Origin of the sequence: Desulfotignum balticum DSM 7044 (genome assembly GCF_000421285.1) — a bacterium.
Lineage (GTDB): Bacteria > Desulfobacterota > Desulfobacteria > Desulfobacterales > Desulfobacteraceae > Desulfotignum > Desulfotignum balticum.
The window spans coordinates 4,022,699-4,045,896 of record NZ_ATWO01000001.1; the positions used below are offsets into that span (position 1 = coordinate 4,022,699).

The 23,198-nt window shown below is 55.8% G+C and carries 21 protein-coding genes and 1 pseudogene; 12 read left to right on the top strand and 10 right to left on the bottom strand.

The genetic code is table 11. The features are described from left to right. Positions 1 to 188: 188 nt before the first annotated feature. From K365_RS0120155 to K365_RS0120205, 11 genes are all read left to right on the top strand, one after another. The gene (locus K365_RS0120155) at positions 189 to 2,282 is read left to right on the top strand and encodes a TonB-dependent receptor (RefSeq protein WP_024336038.1); all 2,094 of its coding nucleotides are present in this window, start codon (positions 189 to 191) and stop codon (positions 2,280 to 2,282) included. 1 nt (position 2,283) lies between these two features. Next, positions 2,284 to 3,309: a class I SAM-dependent methyltransferase gene (locus tag K365_RS0120160; RefSeq protein ID WP_024336039.1), complete on the top strand. Its 1,026-nt coding sequence runs from the start codon at positions 2,284 to 2,286 to the stop codon at positions 3,307 to 3,309. Then, complete coding sequence (locus K365_RS0120165) at positions 3,306 to 4,247, top strand: substrate-binding domain-containing protein (protein WP_024336040.1); 942 nt, start codon at positions 3,306 to 3,308, stop codon at positions 4,245 to 4,247. Before K365_RS0120160 ends, K365_RS0120165 begins: the two co-directional genes overlap by 4 nt. Continuing rightward, entirely contained in the window at positions 4,244 to 4,993 is a 750-nt protein-coding gene (locus K365_RS0120170) for an ABC transporter permease (RefSeq protein WP_024336041.1), read from the top strand. Before K365_RS0120165 ends, K365_RS0120170 begins: the two co-directional genes overlap by 4 nt. After that, entirely contained in the window at positions 4,990 to 5,589 is a 600-nt protein-coding gene (locus tag K365_RS0120175; protein ID WP_024336042.1) for an ABC transporter ATP-binding protein, read from the top strand. The genes K365_RS0120170 and K365_RS0120175 overlap by 4 nt, the downstream gene beginning before the upstream one ends. Before the next feature lie 169 nt (positions 5,590 to 5,758). Then, complete coding sequence (locus K365_RS0120180; protein ID WP_024336043.1) at positions 5,759 to 6,169, top strand: anti-sigma factor family protein; 411 nt, start codon at positions 5,759 to 5,761, stop codon at positions 6,167 to 6,169. Further along, entirely contained in the window at positions 6,166 to 6,633 is a 468-nt protein-coding gene (locus tag K365_RS0120185) for a hypothetical protein (RefSeq protein ID WP_024336044.1), read from the top strand. Before K365_RS0120180 ends, K365_RS0120185 begins: the two co-directional genes overlap by 4 nt. Beyond that, positions 6,633 to 7,181 carry an RNA polymerase sigma factor gene (locus K365_RS0120190; protein ID WP_024336045.1) on the top strand — a complete coding sequence of 183 codons (549 nt, stop codon included), beginning with the start codon at positions 6,633 to 6,635 and terminating at the stop codon, positions 7,179 to 7,181. Before K365_RS0120185 ends, K365_RS0120190 begins: the two co-directional genes overlap by 1 nt. A 62-nt stretch (positions 7,182 to 7,243) precedes the next feature. Continuing rightward, positions 7,244 to 8,713 carry an efflux transporter outer membrane subunit gene (locus K365_RS0120195; RefSeq protein ID WP_024336046.1) on the top strand — a complete coding sequence of 490 codons (1,470 nt, stop codon included), beginning with the start codon at positions 7,244 to 7,246 and terminating at the stop codon, positions 8,711 to 8,713. Between the two features lie 6 nt (positions 8,714 to 8,719). Next, positions 8,720 to 9,955, top strand: coding sequence for an efflux RND transporter periplasmic adaptor subunit (locus K365_RS0120200; RefSeq protein ID WP_024336047.1), 1,236 nt, complete (start codon positions 8,720 to 8,722; stop codon positions 9,953 to 9,955). Between the two features lie 8 nt (positions 9,956 to 9,963). Next, a complete protein-coding gene (locus K365_RS0120205) occupies positions 9,964 to 13,074 on the top strand; it encodes an efflux RND transporter permease subunit (RefSeq protein ID WP_024336048.1) in 3,111 nt (1,036 codons plus the stop codon). Between the two features lie 25 nt (positions 13,075 to 13,099). Here K365_RS0120205 and K365_RS0120210 read toward each other — a convergent pair whose 3' ends face one another. The 5 genes and pseudogenes from K365_RS0120210 to K365_RS29170 form a co-directional block, all read right to left on the bottom strand. Then, a complete protein-coding gene (locus K365_RS0120210; RefSeq protein WP_245569221.1) occupies positions 13,100 to 13,879 on the bottom strand; it encodes an MBL fold metallo-hydrolase in 780 nt (259 codons plus the stop codon). A 176-nt stretch (positions 13,880 to 14,055) separates the two neighbouring features. Continuing rightward, complete coding sequence (locus tag K365_RS0120215) at positions 14,056 to 14,406, bottom strand: hypothetical protein (RefSeq protein ID WP_024336050.1); 351 nt, start codon at positions 14,404 to 14,406, stop codon at positions 14,056 to 14,058. A gap of 293 nt (positions 14,407 to 14,699) precedes the next feature. Then, positions 14,700 to 15,575, bottom strand: a complete 876-nt coding sequence (locus tag K365_RS0120225; protein WP_024336051.1) for a DUF4198 domain-containing protein — start codon at positions 15,573 to 15,575, stop codon at positions 14,700 to 14,702. Then, a complete protein-coding gene (locus K365_RS27535) occupies positions 15,572 to 15,748 on the bottom strand; it encodes a FeoB-associated Cys-rich membrane protein (protein ID WP_084489929.1) in 177 nt (58 codons plus the stop codon). Before K365_RS27535 ends, K365_RS0120225 begins: the two co-directional genes overlap by 4 nt. A 311-nt stretch (positions 15,749 to 16,059) precedes the next feature. After that, positions 16,060 to 16,182, bottom strand: a pseudogene (locus tag K365_RS29170) (mercury methylation ferredoxin HgcB); the annotation flags it as partial. 189 nt (positions 16,183 to 16,371) lie between these two features. On the opposite strand from K365_RS29170, the gene K365_RS0120240 reads away from it, so the two are divergent. Next, positions 16,372 to 17,061, top strand: coding sequence for a Fic family protein (locus K365_RS0120240; protein ID WP_024336052.1), 690 nt, complete (start codon positions 16,372 to 16,374; stop codon positions 17,059 to 17,061). Positions 17,062 to 17,116: 55 nt separating this feature from the next. Here the strand turns inward: K365_RS0120240 and K365_RS0120245 are convergent, their stop codons facing one another. The 5 genes from K365_RS0120245 to K365_RS0120265 are packed head-to-tail and all read right to left on the bottom strand — an operon-like array spanning position 17,117 to position 23,110. Beyond that, a complete protein-coding gene (locus tag K365_RS0120245) occupies positions 17,117 to 17,389 on the bottom strand; it encodes a hypothetical protein (protein ID WP_156887758.1) in 273 nt (90 codons plus the stop codon). A gap of 9 nt (positions 17,390 to 17,398) precedes the next feature. Then, positions 17,399 to 19,159 (bottom strand): Hsp70 family protein, encoded by a 1,761-nt coding sequence (locus K365_RS0120250; protein WP_024336054.1) that lies wholly within the window; start codon positions 19,157 to 19,159, stop codon positions 17,399 to 17,401. Further along, on the bottom strand, positions 19,160 to 19,981 hold the full coding sequence (locus K365_RS0120255; RefSeq protein WP_024336055.1) for a nucleotide exchange factor GrpE: 822 nt from the start codon (positions 19,979 to 19,981) through the stop codon (positions 19,160 to 19,162). It lies immediately after the preceding gene. Continuing rightward, complete coding sequence (locus K365_RS26030) at positions 19,978 to 20,271, bottom strand: J domain-containing protein (protein ID WP_024336056.1); 294 nt, start codon at positions 20,269 to 20,271, stop codon at positions 19,978 to 19,980. Before K365_RS26030 ends, K365_RS0120255 begins: the two co-directional genes overlap by 4 nt. Before the next feature lie 22 nt (positions 20,272 to 20,293). Further along, complete coding sequence (locus K365_RS0120265; RefSeq protein WP_024336057.1) at positions 20,294 to 23,110, bottom strand: tetratricopeptide repeat protein; 2,817 nt, start codon at positions 23,108 to 23,110, stop codon at positions 20,294 to 20,296. Positions 23,111 to 23,198: the final 88 nt, after the last annotated feature.

The window sequence follows — 23,198 nt, forward strand, 5'->3', positions numbered from 1 at the left end:
CTCGATTAAGTTATGCATGTCTAATTAAAAAAGCATGTCCTTTTGTTTTTTGCAATTCCTTTTTTTGTTTTCATAATATTTTCAAACCCGTTCTGCAAATGATAGCCTTTGTAACTGTTTCGCCCTAAAGTACGGTTCAACGCAGGAGGATAACTCACATAAACAAAAACCCTTGAGGAGTAATAATCATGTGGGGTAACGGGAAAAAAACGCTGGCCACATTGTTGTCCGCAATCATGATTGCAGGAACGATTCTGCAGACGTCGGCAGGTGCGGGAGAAAATATAAAAAACAAACAGCGCAAGGTGGCGCTTGACGACGTGATGGTGACTGCAGAGAAACAGGAGATGCAGGACAAAGACATTGCCGGCAGCATCAGCGTGGTGGACAGTCTGGTCCTGGATGAGCATAATATCCGGACCACCGAGGAGATGACCCGGGTGGTGCCCAACCTTTTTTTTAAAACCGCAACATCCGGGGATGCTTTTGTCAGCAGGGGCATTTCCACCATTGACACATCCCTGTATTCGCCCATGGGGTTCTATATCAATGATGTGGCCTATCCCTTAAGTTATATGCAGGCCCAGGCCCTGTTCGATATCGAACGGATCGAGGTGCTCAGGGGTCCCCGGTCCACCCTTTACGGGAAAAACAGCTCATCCGGCGTAATCAATATGGTATCCACCCCCCAGGGCAATACCGCAAGGGCTCACGTGCTGCTGGAGGCAGGCGCTTACAACACGTTTACCACAGGGGCAATGATCGGCGGTCCCATCCTGGAAGACACTCTGTTTTATACGTTCTCCGCATTGAGGCGGGTAACGGACGGATATATGGAAAATCAGTTCCTTGGCACGGATGAGGCCTCCGACGACCAGCGGTTCAGCGGCCAGGCAAGCCTGAGATATACGCCTAATTCAGATCTGGATATTACCCTGACCCTGGACGGATCAGACCAGGACAAGGGTCTTGATGATCTGAGATACCTGGACGGGGCCTCTGCAACACACCCGTACAAGGTCTTAAACAACCAGGTATCCTCATCGGAACAGAAGAACCTGGGCCAGTCCATGCATGTGAAGTACACCTTCGACAACCTGGATCTTGTTTCGGTAACCTCCCACCAGGATTTTGACAGAAATCATATCATGGATTCGGACCGGACTTCTTCTCCTCTGGGCGTATCCTGCATTGACCTGGACCGGGAATCCTGGGCCCAGGAGTTCCGCCTTTCTTCATCATCGGGCGGGTTTTTCTCCTCCTGGCTGCTGGGGGCTTATGCTTCAAATGAGAACATCGATCATGACTGGGAACTGAAACATGCCATGCCCGCCCTTGCCAACCGGAGATTGTCGGAATCGGATGCGGACGGCATAGCCCTGTTCGGCCAGGCCTCCAGGCCCCTGACCCAAAGACTTACAGCCACGGCAGGACTGCGGGTGGACCATTCTTCCGCATCCGGCTCCCAGGCCTACACCCGGAGTACCGGGACCACCCTGTATGCAGAAGATCTTTCAGATACCGAACTTCTGCCCATGGCCTCACTGTCCTGGGAATTCACCCCTTCCACCACAGGGTACCTGACTTTTTCCACAGGCTGGATGGCTGGCGGATACGATTATTACTCCGCCACCTCCCGGGAAAATTTCGCCTATGGGCCGGAATATACCAGAAACTACGAGGCCGGGATCAAGACCTCCTTTTTCAATAACCGCATCAGGGCGAATCTTTCGGTCTTTCACACGGATATCGACGACAAACAGATCAGAGAAGAAGTTCTCGGCGGCGGCATCGGGGCCTGGAAGATCACCAATGCCGCAGGTGCGCACACCCAAGGTGTGGAACTGGAAGTCAAGGCCCTGCCGGCACACAATATCGAAATCTTTGCAGGGCTTGGATACGCCAAGGCGGAAATCGACGAGTGGATAGGGACACTGGACGGGGCCGCCATGAATTACAGCGGATATGTTCTGCCCTGGGCACCGGATTTGACGGCAAACGCAGGGATTTCCTATACCCACGACAGCGGCTGGTACGGTACGGCCGGCATCTTCCTTGCCGGGGAACAATACTTTGATGCGGCCAATACCCTGAAGGACGAAGGCTATGCCCTGGTCAACCTCAAGGCTGGCTACAGGTGGGATCGCTATGATATTTCCATCTGGTGCAAGAACCTGTTTGATGAAAAATATGCCCAGAAAAAGGTAAAAACCCAGGGAAACACCCTGGTGGAAGACGGAGAGCCCATGACATTGGGCGTAACACTGAACTGGAGATGGTAAGATGAATCAAAATCACCCCCCTTCCATGGACCCTTTATTTGACATCATGCTGGGTCCTGTCAAGATGGCTGTTTTGGAAGCGGCCCTGGAACTTGAAATTGCCGACGTCCTGGAAGATGAAATGGACAAAGAGGGCCTGGCCAAGGCCCTTCACATTGAAACAGACCCCGCCGGACTGGGTTTTTTCCTGAACGGCATGACAGCCATGGGCTTTCTGAAAAAGCAGGCGGGAAAATACCGCAATACCGATTTTGCATCCTGCTATCTGGATTCAAAAAGTCCGCTCTGCATGAAGCGGTTCGTGGACCAGATGAAGGCCATGCAGCACAAAAACCTGGGATGGATCACCCAAATTGTCAGAACTGGGCCGCCGGAAATTGAAAAAACTGAACACCTGGACAGCGAAGCCAAATGGGAAAATGCTGTGGCCCATCTGGCCGCTTACCAGCGGGCAGGGATGGCCCGTATTGCCGCAGACCTGGTCCAGGCCCTGCCCGAGTTCTCCCCTGCCAAAAAGCTGCTGGACCTTGGCGGAGGACCGGGACTCATGGGTGCGGAAATGGTGAAACGGCATCCGGAACTTCACGGGGTGCTGCTGGATCAACCCGCCATCATCCGCCTGGCGGAAAAAGAGCTTAAGGAAGCGGGTATCCTCGACCGGATTTCCTTCATTGCCGGGGATTATAACGAGGTGGATTTCGGAGACGGATACGATATTGTCTGGGCCAGCCACAACCTTTATTATGTCCGGGACAGGGCTGATTTTTTTGCACGGCTCAAGGCGGCCATGACCCATGGCGGGGTGCTCCTCTGTCTCCACGAGGGGTTGACCCATGAACGGACACAGCCGCAGTCCATCGTTCTGTCGCGGCTTTCCCTGGCACTGGAAGGCCAGGATGTCTCTTTTGAAAAAGGCGAAATCTCCGTGCTTCTAGAAAATGCCGGATTTGCATCGGTGGAGAGCCGGTGCATGGATCTTGGTATCGGCCCATGCGAACTGGTCATTGCCAGGAAAGGAGTGCAATGAAAAAAAGGATGCTGATTTTGGCAATGCTCTTTTTGTTCTGCACGGGCCGGGCCGGGCTCTGTCTGGAATCCTTTTGTATCTCAGGGCCGCCGGTGGCCGAAAGCCTGACCTTTGCCGTAATGGCCCGGATGGGGCTGGCAGGAGAGGCAGTGGAGTTCATTCCCTGGAATTCCCCTGACCAGGCCCGGGCCATGATCGCTGCCGGAAAGATCCAGGGCGCCGTCATCACCACTACCAGTGCAGCCACCTTTTTCAACAAGGGGGTGAGGACAGGGATTGCCGCAGTATTTGATTCCCCCCTTTGGGTGGTCAGCACGAATACTGCCCGGGAAGTCCCTTTGAAAGGAATCATTCTCTTTCCTTTCGGTCATGGAGAGATGCCCGGGCTTCTCTTTTCCACTGTAATGGGAGAAAAGATCCCCGGTCTTGAAGCCCGGCACACGGGCGGCGCCCTGGAGTCGGTGAATCTTTTGCTCCTGGACCGGGGGGACCATGCACTGTTGGCGGAACCGGCCGCCTCTCTGGCTGTGGACCGGTCCCAGAACAGGGAGGGACCCATGCTTTTCAAGCACCTTCATTTAGGCCGGGAATGGGAGAGAAAATTTACCGGTCACTCCCTCTATGCCAATGCCCTTTGCATTTTCGGCAAGGCTCTGGATCATCCGGAACGAATCAAAAACATTATCAAAGGCTATCACCTTGCAAAAGAGTGGATGACAAAGCACCCCGATAAAGCCGTGGAGCTGGCAGAAAAAGAATTGCCGGCCCTGGCGGTCCAGATCTGCGACGGCCGCCTGACCCAGGTTGGTGGAGAGCTTGTTTCAGGAGATGCGGTCTTTGCTTCAACACGGTTTTTTCTGGAAAAAATTTACGAAAAAAACCCCGGGGCTGTGGGGGGGAAACTGCCGGGCCCGGAGCTTTTCATGGATCTGAGATGAAGCGTTCCCCGGTCTTTTTCTTTCTTGGCATCCTGCTTTTGCTGGCAGCCTGGCACTTGGCGGCCTCGGCTTTCTCCGGCCTGGTGGTGGCCTCACCCCGTGATACCATTGAAGCTGCCCTTGCCCTTTTATCCAACGGCGAATTCTGGTTCAGCCACCTTGCGGTGAGCCTCAGGCGCATGGGCCTGGCCCTTTGTGTCTGCGTCCTGGCCGGGGGAATCCTTGGTCTTCTCGGCGGGATATTCCACCAGGTCAGGGCCCTGGTGGAACCGGTTCGCTGGATGCTTGCCACGGTACCGGGCGTGGTGGTGGTGGTGGTATTTATGCTGTGGTTCGGCATGGGGGACCTGATGGTTATCTCCATCGCCGCCTCCATGGGAGCCCCGGTGATCTTTGTCAACCTGGTCGATGCCATGGGCCGGGCAGATGAAAATCTGTTGGCCATGGCCAAGGTGTACCGGCTCAGCTTCAGGACAAAACTGGTAAAAATTTACATCATGGCTGCTGCAGGCCCTTTTTTCTCTGCCCTGGTCATTGCCGGCGGAAGCATTGTCCGGGTCTCGATGCTGGCCGAAGTGCTGGGAGCGGGTCAGGGCGTCGGATACTGCCTGGCTGTTGCAAGAAGCCGGCTGGACACCCCTGAACTATATGCCCTGGCCCTGATCAGCATGGGTGTTGCCGCAGGAGCCGAAGCTTTCATATTCCGCCCTCTGGAGCGGCATATGGCGGACAGAGCGCAAAAATGACCCGCCCGGTACTCATTTTTGACGATGTCGCCATGGCCTATGGGGACAAAAGCCTGTTCTGCCACCTGTATTTAGAGGTTCTTCCGGGACAGATCATCGGCATCCAGGGCCCCAGCGGATCAGGAAAATCAACCCTGCTGAAAATGGCCGCAGGCCTGTTGCACCCCAAAGCAGGCAGTGTTACCGTCAATGCAGAAATCATCGGATATGTTTTCCAGGAACCCAGGTTGCTGCCCTGGTACACGGCACAGGAAAATATCTGCCTGGTTCTGGAGGCAAAGGGATTCACCAAAAAAAAAGCCCTGGAAACCGCTGCTGAATTTCTCTTTAAAATGAATCTTGACCCGTTCAGGCACCACTATCCAAAAGAGTTGTCCGGAGGCATGAACCAAAGGGTTTCCATTGCCAGAGCACTGGCCGTAGAACCGGATCTTCTGCTTCTGGACGAACCTTTTACCGGACTGGACCCATCCCTGAAAATGCAGGTCAAAGAACAGATTCGTTCCATTGTGGATGCAACCCATGCAGCCGTACTCCACGTCACCCATGCAACGGATGAACTCATGGAGATGGACTTTCATCTTCAGTTCAGGTAAAAGATACCCGTAGGTCCGGCATCTTCTCCTCACGTATTCATAAGCCAGACAACGGAAGATCCGGCGGAAAAAAAATACGCAGGAAAAAGGATGTTGCCTCGTTAAAAGAGTAACAGAGAATTTTTGAGTACACAGACAGTCTCAGCAAGGCTGTCTGCCGGAGGTATTCATGAGATGCAATGACATTTTAAAACGACTGGATGCTTGGGTGGACCGAGAGCTTCCTCCTGGGGAGACCCGCGCGCTGGAGGAGCACCTTGCCCAGTGCCCGGCATGCAAAAAAGAAGCACAGTCTCTGGTACACCTGGCCCGGGCTCTGGACGAACTCCCACCCCTGGCCGCACCCCGAAAACTCTCCGGGCAGATCCGGCAGGCTCTTCATGCCCTGACAGACCCACCGAACCTGGCCCAGTGGTGGCGTCACCTCACCCTGGCCTGGCGGAGCGCCGTCTGCGGGGCCACCCTGGCAGGCCTGGTCTGCGGAGCGGTCATGGGCACGCACCTGGCTGCCGCCCTGGATCCGGGATCTCCGTCCACCCCTTACCAAATCCTGTATCACAGCGAAAGGCTTTACCCATGAAACTGGTTTACAAACGGACCCTGATCTTTTTTTCTGTGGCCCTGAACATCGGATTTATGGTCATGGCCCTTTTTCATACGTTTGATCGGGCCATGACCCGAGATGAGCGCCGGTGGGAGGAACTGACAACCATTGTCCGGGAGTTGAACCTGACCGAAGCCGAATCAGAGCGGATTATCGAAATCATGGCCGATTTCCGGAAAGAGGTGACCGCCCTTGACAAGGCCGACAAAACCGCCCGCATGGAAGCCCTTGATTGCCTGACCTGGCCGGAGCCCCTGGACCAGGATCATCTGCATGAATGCATGCAGGTCTCGACGCAGATGTTTCAGAAAAAGCAGGAACTGTTCGAATTTCATGTCCTGATCATGCGGAGGGAACTCGGCAACGAAAAGGGCGCTGAATTTTTCAGCCGTGTCAGGGAGCATATCCTGGCAACGCAGAAAAAAACATCCCATAGATAATGTTGGGTTTCGGTTACACCCGCCTCAATGATGAGGAACTGGCCGGGCTCACGGCCCGGGGCAATGAAAAAGCCTTTGCCGAAATCCTGAAGCGCCACCAGGACGCGGTATACGGGTTTGGCCTTCGGATGCTTCACCATCCCCAGGAAGCGGAAGATGCCGCCCAGGAGACTTTCTTAAGATTTTTCAAGGCTGCGGGACGGTACCAGGCCCAGGCATCTCTGCGCACCTATCTTTTGAAAATCATGAAAAACCTCTGTATTGATTTTTACCGCAAAAGAAAAACCGAACCCATGACCGGACTGCTCGAGCCCTGTGAACCGGACACCCCCCTGAACCTGCTGGAAGGGGCCGTTGCTGAGAAAGCATTGGAGGCCGCTGTGGCAAAACTGCCTGTGAACCAGCGTACCGCCCTGCTGTTGCGGCACACCGAAAAGATGACCTATAAAGAAATCTGCGAGGTCATGGACCTGTCCCAGGGCGCAGTGGAATCCCTCCTGGTCCGTGCCCGAAAAACCCTGCGCCTGGCCCTGTCAGAATTTTTCTAAAAATAAAACACGCTTTTTTTTCCGCAGGTTTTTGCCATCCTGTCCGTTAAGGGAAGCAAGCCATGAAAAAACGTGGCAGAAACAATTATGTGAATCTGGAAAATCAATTGAATCCATTACCCTCACCATTTAAATCCTTGTGTGCCATTGCCATGGCAGCCGTGCTTTTCACCGGATGCAGCCTGTTTGAACCAGAGACCCGGCCCGGGACCCCGCTGGCCCTGCCGGCACACTACCAGCCCCTGTACACCCAAGCTGACCCGGGCCCGGGAAAGTGGTGGCAGGCTTTTGGCAGCGAAGAACTGAACACCCTGGTGGGCCGGGCACTGTCCGGCAACTTTGATATTAGAACGGCACTGGCCAAGGTCCGGCAGGCAGAGGCTGCCGCCCGGAAGGCCGGAGCGGATCTTTCGCCGTCTCTGGACTACGGCGGTGGTGCGGAAAAAAACCGGCAGCAGACAAAGACCGATGCTGCCGGAAGTGCCAGTGACCAGTCCGGGACATTCAGCGCCAACCTCTCTGCCGGATATGAACTGGACCTGTGGGGACGGCTTCAGGCACTGCATACCTCTGAAATCCTGGAATACGACGCCACCCGGGAAGACCTGGAGGCTGCGGCCGTCACTGTGGCTGCGGATGTGGTCACGTCCTGGGTGGCGGTGTTGTCTTTGCGCCGGCAGATTGCGATCCTGGAAAATCAGATCCGGATGAACCGGCAGATGCTCAAACTCCAGGAACTGCGGTTTCTCAACGGCCAGGCCGATACCCTGGCCGTGTCCCAGCAGCGGGAGGCCCTGGCTCAGGCCCGGGCTGTCCTGCCGACCCTGCAGCAGGCCGAGGAACAACAACGCAATGCCCTGGCCGTTCTGCTGGGCCGGGCCGGGGCCGACAGCCTTTCCATTTCCCAGGCCACTCTGCCGAAACTGATCCCTCTGCCCAAAGCCGGGCTGCCGGCCGATCTTCTGGCTACCCGTCCCGATGTGCGGGCGGCCGGCCTTCGCCTCAAGGCGGTGGACTGGCAGGTGAGCGCGGCCCGGGCAGACCGCCTGCCCTCCCTGACCCTGTCGGCAGAGGCCGCCGTTTCCAGCAGTTCCCTGGATCTGCTATTCTCCAACTGGGTTGCCACTCTTGCCGCCGCAGTCACGGGCCCTCTGTTTGACGGGGAGCGCCGGGAGGCGGAGGTGGACCGGGCCCGGGCCGAGGCTGATCAGGTCCTGACCGCCTATGCCCGGACCGTTGCCCAGGCGGTGCAGGAAGTGGAGGACAGCCTCATATCGGAAAAACGTCAGGGCGAATATCTCCTTCTGCTCACAGAGCAGCTTGAGGCCTCCCGCCTGACCGTAAAGACGGCCCGGATTCAGTACATGAACGGCCAGGACAACTATCTGTCCTACCTCACTGCCTGGACCAGTGCCCAGAGCCTGGAACGTCAACTGGTGGAAGAACAGGCCACCCAGATCAAGAACCGGATCACCCTTTACCGGACCCTGGGCGGCGACTGGACCCGGAACCTCATATCTCACACGGAGTAAACCGACATGCCTGACAATATCCAACGAGAACTCACTTTTCCCGGCAAAGTGTTCCGGGCGCTGTTGCCCCTGCTGCTGATACTGGTCGGCGGAGCCGCCTGGTCCTACTTCAAGGCCACAGCCCCGGTCATTAAAAAAACCCTGCCCCAGCGGGAGATCACCATGGTGGAGACCATGACCGCAGCCGCTGCCGATACCCGGACCCGGGTGACGGCCATGGGTACGGTGACAGCAGCCAGGGAGGTGACGCTCAAGGCACAGGTCTCCGGCGTGGTCCAGGCAGTTTCAGAACATTTTCTGCCCGGCAGCCTGGTACAAAAAGGGGAGATCCTGGTGCGCCTGGATCCGGCCGATTACAAGATCAGTGTCCAGAAAGCCAGATCCGCCCTGGCTGACGACACGGCTGCACTGGCCATTGAACAGGGCAGCCAGACCATTGCCAGAGAAGAGCTGCGGCTGCTTACAGAAGTTTCACCGGACAGGGTGGACGAGACCGATCTGGCCCTGCGCAAACCCCAGCTGGCCCAGGCCCGGGCCAAGGTGGCTTCGGCCAGGGCGGACCTGGACCAGGCCCTGCTCAACCTGAACAGAACCACTGTCGTTGCCCCTTTCAACGCCATGATCATTGAGCGTTCCGTCAACGAAGGTGCTTATGTGGGAACCCAGGAAAGCCTGGTGACCCTGGTGGGGACGGACGAATTCTGGGTGGAGGCCATGGTGCCCCTGGACCAGCTTCCCTATATCGACAGAGCGTATCCCGGCGGATGCCCGGTCACCATCTTTTCCCAGACCGGTGCAGGATCCCGGGAGGGACGGGTGATTCAGGTGGCCGGCAAGGTGAACGATTCCGGACGTGTGGCCACGGTGATCGTGGCGGTGAAAGAGCCCCTGGACACATCGGTCCACCCTGGGGCCGCGCCCCTGATGCTGGATGACTACGTCCGGGTCACCATTACCGGGCGGGCCCTGTCCGGGGTGGTGGCCCTGCCCAGAGCAGCCCTTCAGGATGATGATACCCTGTGGATCAACCAGGACAATGCCCTGGATATCCGCAGGGTGTCTCTGGCCTGGAAGGACAGGGAAGCGGTTTACATCGCCTCGGGGGTGTCTCCGGGAGAGCAGGTGGTCACCTCGGGCCTGGCCGCCCCGGTGCAGGGCATGCCCCTGAAAACCAAAAATGATCAGCCTGCAACACCTGAGACCCCTGAAAAAAGGCCTGAACCCGACGGAGACCCGAAATGAACATCCCCATGAAACATAACGACTCACACCCCCGGGGTGCCATGGCCTGGATGGCGGGAAACTCGGTCATCGCCAATCTGCTCATGCTCGTTTTCCTGGTGGGCGGGCTGATCACGGCCTGGAACGTCAAGCAGGAGGTCTTCCCGGATTTCACCGTTGACAGTGTTTCCATTACAGTGGCCTATCCCGGAGCCAGCCCGGAAGAGGTGGAAAACGGCATTGTCCTGGCCCTGGAGGAGGCTATCGAAGATATCGAGGGGATCGAAAAAGTGACCGCCTCAGCATCGGAAGGCAGTGCCTCGGTAACTGTGGAACTTATGGAAGGGGAGGATGTGGTCAAACTGTGGCAGGAGATCAAAAGCGAGGTCAACAGCATCTCCACCTTTCCAGACGAAGCGGAAGAGCCCCTGGTCTCTTTGGGAAGCCACAAGCGGGGGGTACTCACCCTGGTCCTGCACGGCGCTGTGGATGAACTGACCCTGCGGTCTGCGGCGGATCAGGTCCGGGATACCCTGCTGAACAGCGGCGAGATCACCCAGGTGGATCTGACCGGGGTCCGGAATTACGAGGTCCAGGTGGAGATCCCCCAGAATATCCTGCGGAGATACGGCATGACCCTGGAAGATGCTGCCCAGGCCATTGCCAAAGCGTCGGTCGAACTGGGGGGCGGCAGCCTGAAAACCGAAAGCGGAGATATTCTGGTCCGGGTCAAGGACCGGCGGGAATATGCCCGGGAATATGCCGGGCTGCCCCTGTTCACGGAAACGAACGGTTCCCGGATCCTGCTGGAGGATGTGGGAGAGATCAAAGACGGCTTTGAGGACAGTAACACCTGGGCCCGGTTTGACGGGCATGCTGCCGTGATGATCGAAATTTTCCGGGTCGGGGACCAGACCCCCACCCAGGTGGCGGCCGCAGGCAAGGCCGTGGTCGCGGAGCTGAACCAGACCCTGCCCGAAGGACTTCATCTGACCATCCTCCAGGACCGGTCTTCCGTGTTTGAGCAACGGGCCCGGCTCCTGATGAAAAACGCCTTCCAGGGCCTGATTCTGGTCTTTATCCTCCTGGCCGTTTTTCTGGAAACCCGGCTGGCCTTCTGGGTAAGTTTAGGCATACCGATCTCCTTTCTGGGCTCTTTCCTCTTTCTGTCAGCAGGAAATTTTTCCATTAATGTAATTTCCATGTTTGCCTTTATTGTGACCCTGGGAATTGTGGTGGACGATGCCGTGGTGGTGGGAGAGAATATTTATCACTGGCGGTCCCGGGGCCTGTCTTTTCTCCAGGCCGCCGTGGCCGGGACAAAGGAGGTGGCCCTGCCCGTCGTCTTTTCCGTCCTGACCAACCTGGTTTCCTTCATGCCCCTGATGTTCGTGCCGGGGTTCATGGGCAAGATCTTCAGGGTCATTCCCCTGGTGGTAGGCGCGGTATTCCTGGTCTCCCTCATCGAAAGCCTTTTCATTCTGCCTGCTCATCTGAGCCGCCGCAACAGAACCCGGGCCGTCTGGCCCCTGAACCATCTGGAACAGTGGCAGGGGAAATTCAGCCAGGCTTTTGAACAGTTTGTCCGGATCCGGTACGGGGCCTTGCTGCGCCTGATGATCAGTTATCGGTACGGGGTTATTGCCTTTGGTTTTGCCATGATGCTGGCCCTGGGAGGGTATGTGAGTTCAGGCCGGATGGGCCTGGAAATGTTTCCCAGGAGTGAATCCGACTATGCCTATTGTTCCGCTACACTGCCTTACGGGTCTGCGGAATCCCGGCTCAAGTCCGTGGAAAACCGCCTGGTGGCCGCAGCCGGGGAGGTGGTGGCTGAAAACGGCAAAGACCTCCTGTCCAAGGGGGTGCTCAGCAATGTCTCCCAGAATGTGGTCACTGTCAGAATCTTCCTGGCAGATGAAGACAAGCGTCCCCTGCCCACCTCACAAATCACTGAATTATGGCGCAGCCGGGTGGGATCCATGGCCGGCCTGGAAAATATCCGGTTCGAATCCAACATGGGCGGCCCGGGATCCGGAAAGAATCTCACCGTAATGCTCAGCCACGCCGACACCCAGACCCTGGAAGAAGCCGGAAAAGACCTGGCCGGGTCTCTGTCACAGTATGCCATTGTCCACGATATCGATGACGGGTCTGCCCGGGGCAAGCGGCAATTCGATATCCAGCTGCTGCCCCTGGGCGAACGAATGGGCCTGACCTCAGAGTCCGTGGCCCGGCAGCTGCGCTACGCTTTCCAGGGAGCCGAGGCCCTTAAACAGCAGCGGGGCCGGAACGAGGTCACGGTGCGGGTCAGCCTGCCTGAATCCGAACGTACGGTTGAAACCACCCTGGAAAATCTGGTCCTCCGGTCCGATACCGGGGAAGTCTATCTGCGGGATGCCGTCAAGATGACCGCCGGACGGTCCTATACCACGATCGAACGGACCAATGGCCGCCGGAATATTATTGTCACGGCCAATGTCAATCCCCCTGCCCGGGCCGAGAACATCAAGGGGGAACTGGCCGCATCTGTCCTGCCGGACCTGGCCGGAACCTACCCGGGGCTGACCTACAGCTTTGAAGGCCACCAGGCCGAGATGCAGAAAAGCCTGAACTCCCTGGTCACCGGCTCCCTTCTGGCCCTGTTCGGCATCTATACCCTGCTGGCGGTTCCGTTCAAAAGCTATACCCAGCCTCTGATCATCATGGTCAGCATCCCCTTCGGCATCATCGGGGCGGTGCTGGGCCATATTATCATGGGATATTCCCTGTCCGTCAACTCCATCTTCGGGATCGTGGCCCTGTCCGGAGTGGTGGTCAACGACTCCCTGGTCCTCATCGACTTTGCCAACCGCCGGGCCCGGGAAGGGGCATCCCCCCTGGAGGCCATCCATGCCGCAGGCATTCAGCGATTCCGGCCTGTCCTGCTGACCACGATGACCACCTTCGGCGGTCTTATGCCCATGATCATGGAAACTTCTTTTCAGGCCAGAATGATGATCCCCATGGCCATATCCCTTGGCTTCGGGGTACTCTTTTCCACACTCATCATCCTGGCCCTGGTTCCGTCCCTGTTCATGGTGCTGGATGATTTCTCAGGGCTGATATACCGGCGGGAGGAAAAAAATCCGGGAAAAGCCTGACCGCCTTGTGCAAAGAGATCGGTATTCATATCCATACCGCCCAGTCGCCGAAGTCAAAGGTTCCGCTGCCATGATGCAGTTTGCCCTCAGCCTTCAACTGCCGAAAAGCATCACGCATCCTGCCAAGAATCTCAGGCTGAATATCCAAAGAGTGATGTGCAGGGAATACATTTTTTACCGGCAGTGCCGATACCCGCTCCAGAGAGTTGAGGTACGCCTCTGGATCGGTGGACGGAAAGTAGGCAAACAGCGTGTCTTTATAAACCAGGTCACCGGTAAACAGATGACCGCGTTCATTTTCCCAAAAACACATATGTCCCGGCGAATGGCCGGGAGTATGCACGACCTGAACAAAGCGGTCGCCGAAATTGATAGTATCATTATCCTTCAGCACGCTTGTCGGCTGCCCCTGAAAAAATTCATATCTGTTTACATCATAGCCGTCCGGGAGGTCACAGCGGTCAACGACCATGTCTTTAATTTGTTCGATCGTCAAAGGAAATTCTCCGGCAAGCCAGTTCAGTTCGGCCTTGTGGGCGTAAAAGTCCGGAAAGAATTTATGACCGCCGATATGGTCCCAGTGAATGTGAGTGGCCACTGCAATAACCGGCTTGTCAGTCAATTTCATCACCTGGTCATGGATGTTACAGATTCCGAGCCCGGTATCAATCAGCAGGCTGTATTCCGAACCGTTCAACAGATAACAATGCGTTTCCTCCCAGTGGCGGTATTCGCTTATGATATAGCTGTCTTTTTCAAATTGATCTATTGTAAACCAATGGTCCATATGAATCGCTACTCCCATATTCTTTCAACAAACTATGTGTTTCAATACTTGGTGCCGATGTGCGGTGGATTCCCCCTAAATCTGTCTCCGGTTCAAAATCGACCAGGTTGCCAAGGTGGAAATGGTATTTCCCCTCAGCCTATGTCAGTCGAACGCTGTGGCTGAGCCAATTGTCAGAAATCCTTTATCAATTTTTATTGCTTAATGAATATATTTGTTAAATATGGCGCCACTTTTACTCCCAAAATGACGAACATTGCAATAATAAACGTCTCTATTCCCGCTTTTATACTTAATTCTTTCATAAAGAATGCGGCTCCCAAATCTGTAATTATGCAGAATGCAAGAGCCCCCCACAAACCATATTTGCCGAATACCAAAACAATAACCAAAACCAACGGTACTGACATAACAGAACCCAATAGTGCGGTATAAATGAGAGAAGCATTGGAATGTTTTGAGATAATATGAACCATACCTGCCATTCTTGGGCAAATAATGAACAAGGCCAGACCTATACTTCCTACCATTAATTCTTTTGTCATCGATTCTTCTCCTGGATTCCTAACGACCCGGGTTCAATCTCGATAGTCGGTGTTCCCGCCCAATCGGCAACATTGCAAGGGCGGTTGACCCGGGCCGTTCTCACCGGCACCGATCACCGGGGAATATTTTTGATGATAGTATGTTGCCTCGGCAAAACTGACAACACCATCCGCAGTGATGCCGGATTTATCCGGGACCACCCGTTGCAGTTCCCCCCTGGAAACCCGGGAAGTCCCCTTTGAATTCTCCTTTTACCTGGCCGGCCGGTTTATCCATCGCTCCCCGGGCTGATTCAGTGTGAGTCCGTCTCCGGGGTCTTTCGTGCATTGTCGATCTGAAAGGTCAGGGTGGCGGTGAGTTTCATCTGGACATATTTGTCCCTGTCTTTTTCCGGTGCAGGCACTGTGACGGCATACCGCACAAACCAGCGGCCCGGATGGGGAAATAGGATGGATAACCGGGAGCCTGTCACCGGTGTCCTGGGATGAAAAAGATCCTCTGACTCGGTGGAAAACCCCATGTAGGTGGCATCCCAGGCCCCTTCACCGGTATAGGGTTTTCCATCCATATATATGTCCAGATCCAGGGTGTCTCCGGCCTTGAGATGGAAGATGTCCTTTGCCGGTGCCAGTTCCAGAAACAATCCGGCCCGGGCCGGAAACGTTTCGGAAGAGGCTTCACAACGGACATAGGTCTTAGCAAACTGCCGGGAATAATAGCTTTTCTGGATTTCAGCCGCCTGGTCCCGGACATGGTCCATGGGTTTGATGGCATGGCGGTTCCGGCCCTTTTTATCGGTGTACATGGTAAAGTATCCGGGGCTGGTTTCCGCGGTCAATATCCAGGTGCCCGGGATGTCATAGTCGACCATGTAAGAATGAAGGGAGGTCTCATCCCGGACAGTTATCTCGGAAACCGTGCCGTCCGGGGCGGTGATCTGCACTTTTTTCAATTTCTTTCCCCGGATCCCGTCCGCCACCGGCACATAATGGCCATAAGAGAAAAACAGAGGGAGGGACTTGCCCTTGTCCGCCGCATACCGGGTAGACTGGATATACAGAGAATGGGCCGACACCTTTGAAAGCGGGACCAGAAGCATCAGAAACACCACCGCCGGAACCATGGTCCCAACCACCCGCCTTGACACTGTTCTGTGTTTATTTTTCATTTTTTTTCCTGTTTTGATCCGTTTGATTCGCACGCTATCCGGGCTGTACCGCAGCTGTCGCATCCACCGCAGCCGCAGGATGCACCGTCAGCGGAAGTGGTGGCCCTGAACCGGCGGTACAGGTAATACACGGCACCGGCAACGATCAGGCCGATAAGGATTTTCTCAAACATGGGGTTCTCCTTTTCAAAGAATGCAGGCGGGTTACCGCCTCAGGGTTGTCATAACAGGAAACCAGCGGGGTATGGGCATGGGAAGGCGGAATGAGATACAGGCCCATGACCAGTAACCTGGTCATCCATCTTGCTGCAGCTGTCTTCATCGAGAACCTCCTTCAACCTCTCGCTTGCCGACTTTAATAAGTAAAAACAAACTTAAATGAATTCAAATGACTATTTTTAAACTATAATAATTTATTAGCATAAACTAACTATTTGCCAGAATATTTCATACTGCTTTCACATTGTCAAGCATTTTTTCGTGGTCAGCAGCAGCCGTCCCCGCAGGAGGCGTTTTCCTTATCTTTTATCCAGACCTGGATAATATAGGTGGCTCACCCGACTCCGGGACTGACCGATATGGCATCTGCCGGGCAGTTGCTGACACAGGTCCTGAAGGCCTCATCTGCATGTTTTTATTTATCAGGTGGAGTTATTCAAAAAAAAATTGTATATTTTATTGCTCCAGCAGCTGCGCGGCAGGAACTGCCGGGTCAACCGCTTTTACGGGGCTGCCGATTAGGCGGATGATCCGGCCCGTTCGAAACCTATACGCCATAATTAAGTCGGTGTGTGAAATGAATGAAACGAAATGGAACATGAAACCAAATAAAGCAAAAGCAATAATGCTTGCGAAACGCCAACTAGCTGAGTTTGTATGTGACGCAGTTAATTTGGAAGGAATTCATTTAACCTTACCGGAAATTCAGACATTACTTGATGGGATTTCCGTTGGCGGACATAAATTATCTGACCAGCAAATAGCATTGAACCAAGCCGATACATGGCGCGCGTTATTTGGGTGGATTGATAAAAATCAGTTTGAAATCACCTGTGAAAAAGTCTGTGCACTCCATCGCATCGCGGGTAAGGACGAGGCATTGGATTGGGGAAAGTTTAGATCTGGCGGGGTGACTATAGCAGGGACGGACTATATGCCGCCGCATGCTGATGCGTTACCGGAGTTGTTTGAAAAAATGGTTAATGACTCACATAGTATGCCCGATATTTACGATCGTGCGATCCATTTTTTTCTTACAATGGCCAGATGCCAATTTTTTTATAATGTCAACAAGCGTATGGGGCGTTTTATCATGAATGGACTCTTGTTGAGTTGCGGATACCCTGCGATCAATCTTCCTGCGAAAAGACAATTGGAGTTTAATCAATTGATGCTCGATTTTTATCAAACAGGTCATCAAAAACCAATGAATACCTTTCTACGCTCCTGCTTAGATGAAAGGGTCATAAAAATCATGAAAGAATAGCGCATTTACCAAATGCTTTCATCCCGGAGTTGCAGGAGTTCATTCAATATCTTACCTATAGACAGGCAAGGATTCGCCGCCTTCCGGCCAGAAAGCCGGCATAGCGGTAAAGCGATTCAGCCTCTCCGGAGCGCTTCAGGGCCAGGGACTGGCAGGCCAGGCCGCAGGCTGCCTGATAGTCGTTTTGCTCGAATGCGGCCCGGGCCGCCGCAAGGCAGGCAGCGGCCCGCTCTGCCACGGCAATGAGGGGGCGCAAGTCTGATTTGCACCGGTGGCAGATCTGCCTGCCTTTGAACGGGGCCTTGCAGGCCGGGCATGTTTCCATCATTCTCGCCTCTTACTCGCCTATATAAAAAAGGATATCTTCCAGGTCTTCGGCCAGTTTCCCGGCCCGGTCCGGATCATTCCGGGCCCAGGCCTCGGTGATATCTTCCATGAGATTGATGATGTCGTCCTTGTCATCATCCGGGGCCAGGGTCAGTTTTTCCCGGGCCTGGTCCAGGATGCCGGCGATGGCCGGGGGCAGGACCGCCTCCGGGCCGGAGGCCGGCCGGGGTGGTTCTCCGGTTGGGGGGAGCTCTTTTGAAAGGGCGTTGTCCCCGGGGAACAGGGCACCGACTTTGTCCCTGGATTCGGAAATGTCCGTGCCGCTTTGGCTGAAGACATTTTCAAGGACGGCATTGATGGTTTTGCCCGTATCCTTTTCCCTGGCCTCAAGCGTGAGTATGCCGTTCAGGTCCAGATCGTACCGCAGGGTGATGACGCTGCCGGCCGGGGCTTTGGACAGGTCAAAGGTATAAGTGCCGATGCGGATGTTATCCAGGGCATCCGGGTTGTCCCCCTGGTAGACGTTGATATCGGCGGCGACCTGGTCGTCCACCAGGGTCTGAAAGGCTTCGGTACGGGTGGCCGGCAGCTTGGTGTTCCGCCGGATCAGAGGGACGAAGCAATGCTCGTAATGCCTGCCGTCCAGCATACCGAAGGCGGAGGTGCCGAAGGTGTAGGGGGTGATGTCGATGAGCATGCTCCGGATGGATTTTCCCATTTCCCGGCCGGCCTGGATACCGGCCCCCAATGCCACGCAGAGATCCGGATCGATGCCGATGTCCGGTTCGATATTCAGTTCGCCGGACAACATCCGGGATACCATGGGGATCCGGGTGGAGCCTCCCACCAAAATGACCTTGTCCAGCCGGCCCGGAGAAAGGGCCGCATCCCGCAGGGCCTTGGCCACAGATGTCATGGTTTTTTCAATAAGGGGCCGGATCATCTCTTCAAAAACGTCCCTGGACACTTCACAGGAGAGGTGGAGGTCCGGAGACAGATGGTCTTCTTCGATACGGACGAAAAACTCGTCAGACAACTGGATTTTGGCGGCTTCGGCCGCAGATTTGAGGCGGGCCGCAGCCACGGGATCGTCCGTGAGATCCCGGCCGTGGTGTTCCCTGATATGGTCCAACAGATACGCCACCAAGGCTTCGTCAAAGTCTTCGCCCCCCAGGCGGTTGTCCCCGGTACTGGCAAGAACTTCCACCACACCGGCTTCGATTTTTACGATGGAGACATCAAAGGTGCCGCCGCCCAGGTCATAGATCAGGATGTGCCTGTCCTCGTCCCGGCCGGCTTCACCATAGGCCAGGGCTGCGGCAGTGGGCTCGTTGATGATCCTGAGAACTTCCAGCCCGGCGATCTGGCCGGCATCCCTGGTGGCCTGGCGCTGGACATCCGTAAAATAGGCCGGCACCGTTATCACCGCCTTTTGCACGGGACCGCCGATGGCGTCTTCCGCCCGGGCTTTCAGGGTTTTGAGGATCATGGCGGAGATCTCCTGGGGGGTGTAGTCCTGGTCTCCCAAGGTGTAACGGGTGTCCGTGCCCATCCGCCGCTTAACAGCCAAAACCGTATCCCCGGGGAATGCCGCAGCCTGGTTCCGGGCGGTACGGCCCACGATAAGGCGGGCGTTCCGGTCGATGCCCACACAGGAGGGCATGATCCCCCGATCATCATCCTCGATGACGATGGGGGTGTCGTTAAACACAAAGGCGACTTCAGAGTTGGTGGTGCCCAGATCGATGCCGATAACCGGTTCCTGTGCCATTTAATTTTCCTTTCCTGGGGTGTTCACGACGACGCGTGCATGGCGGAGGACTTTGCCCCGCCGCATAAAGCCGCCGCTGATTTCTTGGGTGACAACGCCCTGCGGCATGTCCGGGACATGGCAGGTGTCCACCGCCGTCATGGTGTCCGGGTCAAAGGGCCGGCCCGTGGTGGGGATGGGGGTGGTTTCCAGGCGCAGGAGGGCCTGGTCGAATTTATTCAAGGCAATCTGGTAGCCGTCAAGGAGGGCATGCATTTTTTTTTGCCTTAAAAACGGGGCGGTCACACGGTTCCGGGCTGCCGTTCCCCGGGCCAGAGAATCGCGGATATCCAGAAAGGCCTGGAGAATATCAGCGGTTGTCTCTTCCCTGAGCTTGTCTTCCATGGCCCCCATGCGGCTGACCTGGCGGGCCAGGTCGTCCAGAATCTGCCTGCCCTCCCCGGCAAAGGTGTTGAAATCCTTGAGACCCTGAAGGTTCCGGGACTGCTCCCGGGTCTGGATCTGAACCTGCTTTTTCAGGCTGATGAATTCCGTAAGCAGGGTGTAAAGATCCGGGCCGACCGGACTTCCGGTATCCTGTGGGGCGGACCGGTTGTCTGTTTCCGACTGATCCGCCGGGTCTTCCGGCAGGAATTCCGGCGGGACCTGATCCAGGCCGTCCAGCCAGTCTGAAAAATCCGCCAAAGCCCTGGTCTTCCATTCCATGTCCAGCCGGTTGCGAAGGGCCCGCCCCGATGCGGTGTGAATCAAGGTGAGCAGCCTCAGGATAACGGCCCTGTGGAACCAGGCCCCGGTCTTTGCGGCAATGTTACCGGGACTCATTTGTTGTCCGCCTCGATGATCCGGTCCAGGCCGGGGGCCTGGGGTGCTGTGGGAATACTGTCCACAAGGGCATCCAGGGCATCGATCCAGAAGGTGAAGTCGTTGACGCCCGTCAGCCTGGCCCTGACCCGGCTGCGGCGGTCTTTCAGGGCCTCGTAGGCCCGGGTGATCCGCTGAAATGCCTCCGGGTGACGGTCCGGCGGAAATTCCCTGACCAGTGCCAGGTATCTTTCCCGGACTTCCCGGTTCCCGGCAGTCTTTTCCACGCCGAGTATATGGTGATAAATCACAATGGTCTCCTTTTGGTGTGGGTCATGCCCCGGATCTGAACCCCAGCACAAAGTGCTGGTGCTCCGGGATAGTTATGACGGCGGCTTTGGATTTAATGCGCCCCAGAGCCTCCAGGATAAGCCGGCTGTATGCCAGGGCCTCCGCCAGTTTACGACCGGCTTCCCGGTATTGGCCCGTGGTCCGGATCCCGTTTTGGTGCATCAGGTCCAGCAGGGCGTGAAGGGCGGCAATAAAATTTTCTTCCGGGCTTTTCCAGGCGTGGGCCGGTCCGTTGACAATGCCGTCCGCGGCCACGGTCAGGTCGAAAATGATCTCTTTGGCCTCTTCAGGATCACAGGTGTTTCCGAATATGGATGCCACATCCAGGTCCCAGGGGAAGAGCTGCTCCCCCCAATCTTCTTCCAGGTCTGTCCCGGAATCCTCATTCATGGCATTCATCATGATATCATACAGATCTGAAAACATCTCATTCAGGGGAAGGTCTGAGGGAAAAGCAGGGCCAGAACCGAATCCCGAAGGGGCGGGCCGATCAAACTCAAACCGGTCAAAGGCATCCTTGAGCGGATAGCACGCCAATTCCGAAAGGGACCTGGATATCTGCCGGAGGCGTTCCCTGAGGTCCGGTCCGGCTTTGTCCACCAACGCAGCCAGTTTGGGGCAGGGAAATGTGTTGGCGGATATGGCTTCAAGGGCGGTGTGGTAAAAAACAAGCAGGATCCTGTGGTCCGATCCGGCTGTTTTCGTCTTTCTTTTCAGCGCCCGGACGGCCACGTCGGTGCATTGGTTCTGTGCCATGGGGATGACCAGGGACATCAGATCCTCCGGGGGCAGGGTGGAAAAAATTTTGCCGGTGGTACCGAGCAGGGGCCGGGCATAGAACAAGGTGGGGTATAAGGGGGTGAATCGGTCGTCAAGAGGGGAGAGCAATGCCATCAGTTCCCGGGGGGAAAGTCCTGTGATCTGTTGTTGCAATCCCTTGAAGCAGCTGGCCATGCCCCGGGTATCGATCCCGTAATCGCCGCTGTCCACATCGGTTTGCAGCAGCAGAAAACACTGCATTTGCTGGACCGGTGTAAACGCTTTGGTCAGTTCGTGAAAGGTTTTGGCTGAAAACTTCTGAGCTTTTAAAAATTCCGCCAAAAGGCGTTTTCCGGTAATCACCGGGGAAAGGATAGGAAGGCCGAATTCAACGGCCCGGTCCAGATCTCGGTCCACCAGGTGCCATTTTTCCTTTGGCAGGTTTTTCTGGGCAGAGATCACAAAAGCCAGAGCCCTGGCTTCTTTTACCCGGACATCATGGGGTGCCCTGTCATAGGCGGTCTGGAGGATGGCCTGTGCTTTTCTGAACGCATTTTTCAGGTAATACAGGCGGGCCAGTTCCAGGCAGGAGGCGGGGTCATCATCAAATTGGGCGGCCATGGTTTCATACAGGTTTGTCAGGACTTTGCGGTGCTCGGCCAGGGGGGCGGGAATACCCTGCAGCATGTCATAGGCCAGCCGGTTTCCCGGGTCATGTTTTACGGCATGCCGGACCAGGGTCAGCAGGAGCAGGTTTAAGTCGGAGTCCAGTATGCTGCCCGGAATGGAACACGCCGCCAGAATATCAAAGAGTTCTTCGTCATAATCGTAAAGGACATCGGGCTGTTGCTTGATGATGCCGGCAATTTTCAGAAGAATCAAGGCGTATGCAGTGCCCCGCTCCTTTGCATCCGGAAATTCGGTTTTCAGCGTTTTCAGGTAATCCGGGGTGGCATGGGACAAAAAATCTTTACAGACCGATTCGATTTTCAGGAAAAGACGCTTTCGCTCCGCGTGGGAATGGATGAGCCGTTCAAGAAACCCGGGAAAGAGACCCGGATCATCTTCATATGCTTTGTTTATGCCGTTACCGATGATTTCCGCAAGGGTTTCAAGGACGTCATCCGGTGATTCAGGCTTCAGCAACCGGGCAAAGTCACGGCAGGCCGCTGCCATCCCGTTCAGGTTCAGGGGTGCCATGTGCTGCTGAATCCTGTCCCGGCAGGATATCTTGTGTATCCCCGGCCCCATCAGGAGGGCGGCGGTGTCGGGGTAAATGTCAACGGACTTGAAGCTGCCGCCGTCGGCATATTCAGCCAGGAGGGTCCGAAGCCCCTTGAACGGGAAGTTTCCCCCCAGGCGGGGCAGTGCTTTTTTCAGGGTGGACCGATCCTGCCGTTCCCAGGCTACCATGGCCCGGGCAAACGTCTTGAGGTCCGCAAAGGGGGAGGTGCGGCCGATGGGCCGCATGGCGTGAAGCGCGGCCTGCCAGTCACCGTCCGCCATGTTGGCGGCTGCCGCAGCCATCACCGGCCGGTCCGTCCTGAGCCGGGCGTCTTCTGGCAGATCTTCGGCCAGATCCAGGGCATGTCCGGTCACCAACAACAAACCGAGGCGTTTTTCCGTCTCCGGGGTCAACACCGCAAATGCCGACTTTTCCTTCAATGCGGCCATGACGGTGTGGACCGGTAGGAAATCCAGGGCCTGTTCCAGCAGTTCCGGTGTGATCCGGGGCAGGACTTCAAACACCTGCCCGCCCAGATTTGTCACGGCTTGGGCCTCCCTGGGCATTTTTTTGGCAAGAAGCTGGCCATGTCTGAGCCGGTAGGTCCGGAAAAGGTTCGGCAGGATAAGATCCTTGTCACCCCCTTTTTTAAGCACCTCGCGAAAGGCCAGTATCGCGTCCCGGTATCGGGATGCCGCCAGAAAAGCTGTGGCCTGATCACGGATCGCATCCGGGGTCAGGGACTGCAGCCTTTTTTGTGTTTCATTTCTGAGGCGCTGTTTCTGCTTGCTTTTTTTCTTTCTGACTTTGGCCATACCGCGAATATCATCCCTCTTCCAGCTTGTCGTTCAGGGCGACATCATACTCGCACCGGCAGGTAAAATCAAACTCATTTTGTTTTTT

Excerpts from the sequence above, each read along its gene's own strand:
- K365_RS0120155 (WP_024336038.1), top strand. The coding sequence starts at position 189 with ATGTGGGGTAACGGGAAAAAAACGCTGGCCACATTGTTGTCCGCAATC.
- K365_RS0120160 (WP_024336039.1), top strand. The coding sequence starts at position 2,284 with ATGAATCAAAATCACCCCCCTTCCATGGACCCTTTATTTGACATCATG.
- K365_RS0120165 (WP_024336040.1), top strand. The coding sequence starts at position 3,306 with ATGAAAAAAAGGATGCTGATTTTGGCAATGCTCTTTTTGTTCTGCACG.
- K365_RS0120170 (WP_024336041.1), top strand. The coding sequence starts at position 4,244 with ATGAAGCGTTCCCCGGTCTTTTTCTTTCTTGGCATCCTGCTTTTGCTG.
- K365_RS0120175 (WP_024336042.1), top strand. The coding sequence starts at position 4,990 with ATGACCCGCCCGGTACTCATTTTTGACGATGTCGCCATGGCCTATGGG.
- K365_RS0120180 (WP_024336043.1), top strand. The coding sequence starts at position 5,759 with ATGAGATGCAATGACATTTTAAAACGACTGGATGCTTGGGTGGACCGA.
- K365_RS0120185 (WP_024336044.1), top strand. The coding sequence starts at position 6,166 with ATGAAACTGGTTTACAAACGGACCCTGATCTTTTTTTCTGTGGCCCTG.
- K365_RS0120190 (WP_024336045.1), top strand. The coding sequence starts at position 6,633 with ATGTTGGGTTTCGGTTACACCCGCCTCAATGATGAGGAACTGGCCGGG.
- K365_RS0120195 (WP_024336046.1), top strand. The coding sequence starts at position 7,244 with ATGAAAAAACGTGGCAGAAACAATTATGTGAATCTGGAAAATCAATTG.
- K365_RS0120200 (WP_024336047.1), top strand. The coding sequence starts at position 8,720 with ATGCCTGACAATATCCAACGAGAACTCACTTTTCCCGGCAAAGTGTTC.
- K365_RS0120205 (WP_024336048.1), top strand. The coding sequence starts at position 9,964 with ATGAAACATAACGACTCACACCCCCGGGGTGCCATGGCCTGGATGGCG.
- K365_RS0120210 (WP_245569221.1), bottom strand. The coding sequence starts at position 13,879 with ATGGGAGTAGCGATTCATATGGACCATTGGTTTACAATAGATCAATTT.
- K365_RS0120215 (WP_024336050.1), bottom strand. The coding sequence starts at position 14,406 with ATGACAAAAGAATTAATGGTAGGAAGTATAGGTCTGGCCTTGTTCATT.
- K365_RS0120225 (WP_024336051.1), bottom strand. The coding sequence starts at position 15,575 with ATGAAAAATAAACACAGAACAGTGTCAAGGCGGGTGGTTGGGACCATG.
- K365_RS27535 (WP_084489929.1), bottom strand. The coding sequence starts at position 15,748 with ATGTTTGAGAAAATCCTTATCGGCCTGATCGTTGCCGGTGCCGTGTAT.
- K365_RS0120240 (WP_024336052.1), top strand. The coding sequence starts at position 16,372 with ATGAATGAAACGAAATGGAACATGAAACCAAATAAAGCAAAAGCAATA.
- K365_RS0120245 (WP_156887758.1), bottom strand. The coding sequence starts at position 17,389 with ATGATGGAAACATGCCCGGCCTGCAAGGCCCCGTTCAAAGGCAGGCAG.
- K365_RS0120250 (WP_024336054.1), bottom strand. The coding sequence starts at position 19,159 with ATGGCACAGGAACCGGTTATCGGCATCGATCTGGGCACCACCAACTCT.
- K365_RS0120255 (WP_024336055.1), bottom strand. The coding sequence starts at position 19,981 with ATGAGTCCCGGTAACATTGCCGCAAAGACCGGGGCCTGGTTCCACAGG.
- K365_RS0120265 (WP_024336057.1), bottom strand. The coding sequence starts at position 23,110 with ATGGCCAAAGTCAGAAAGAAAAAAAGCAAGCAGAAACAGCGCCTCAGA.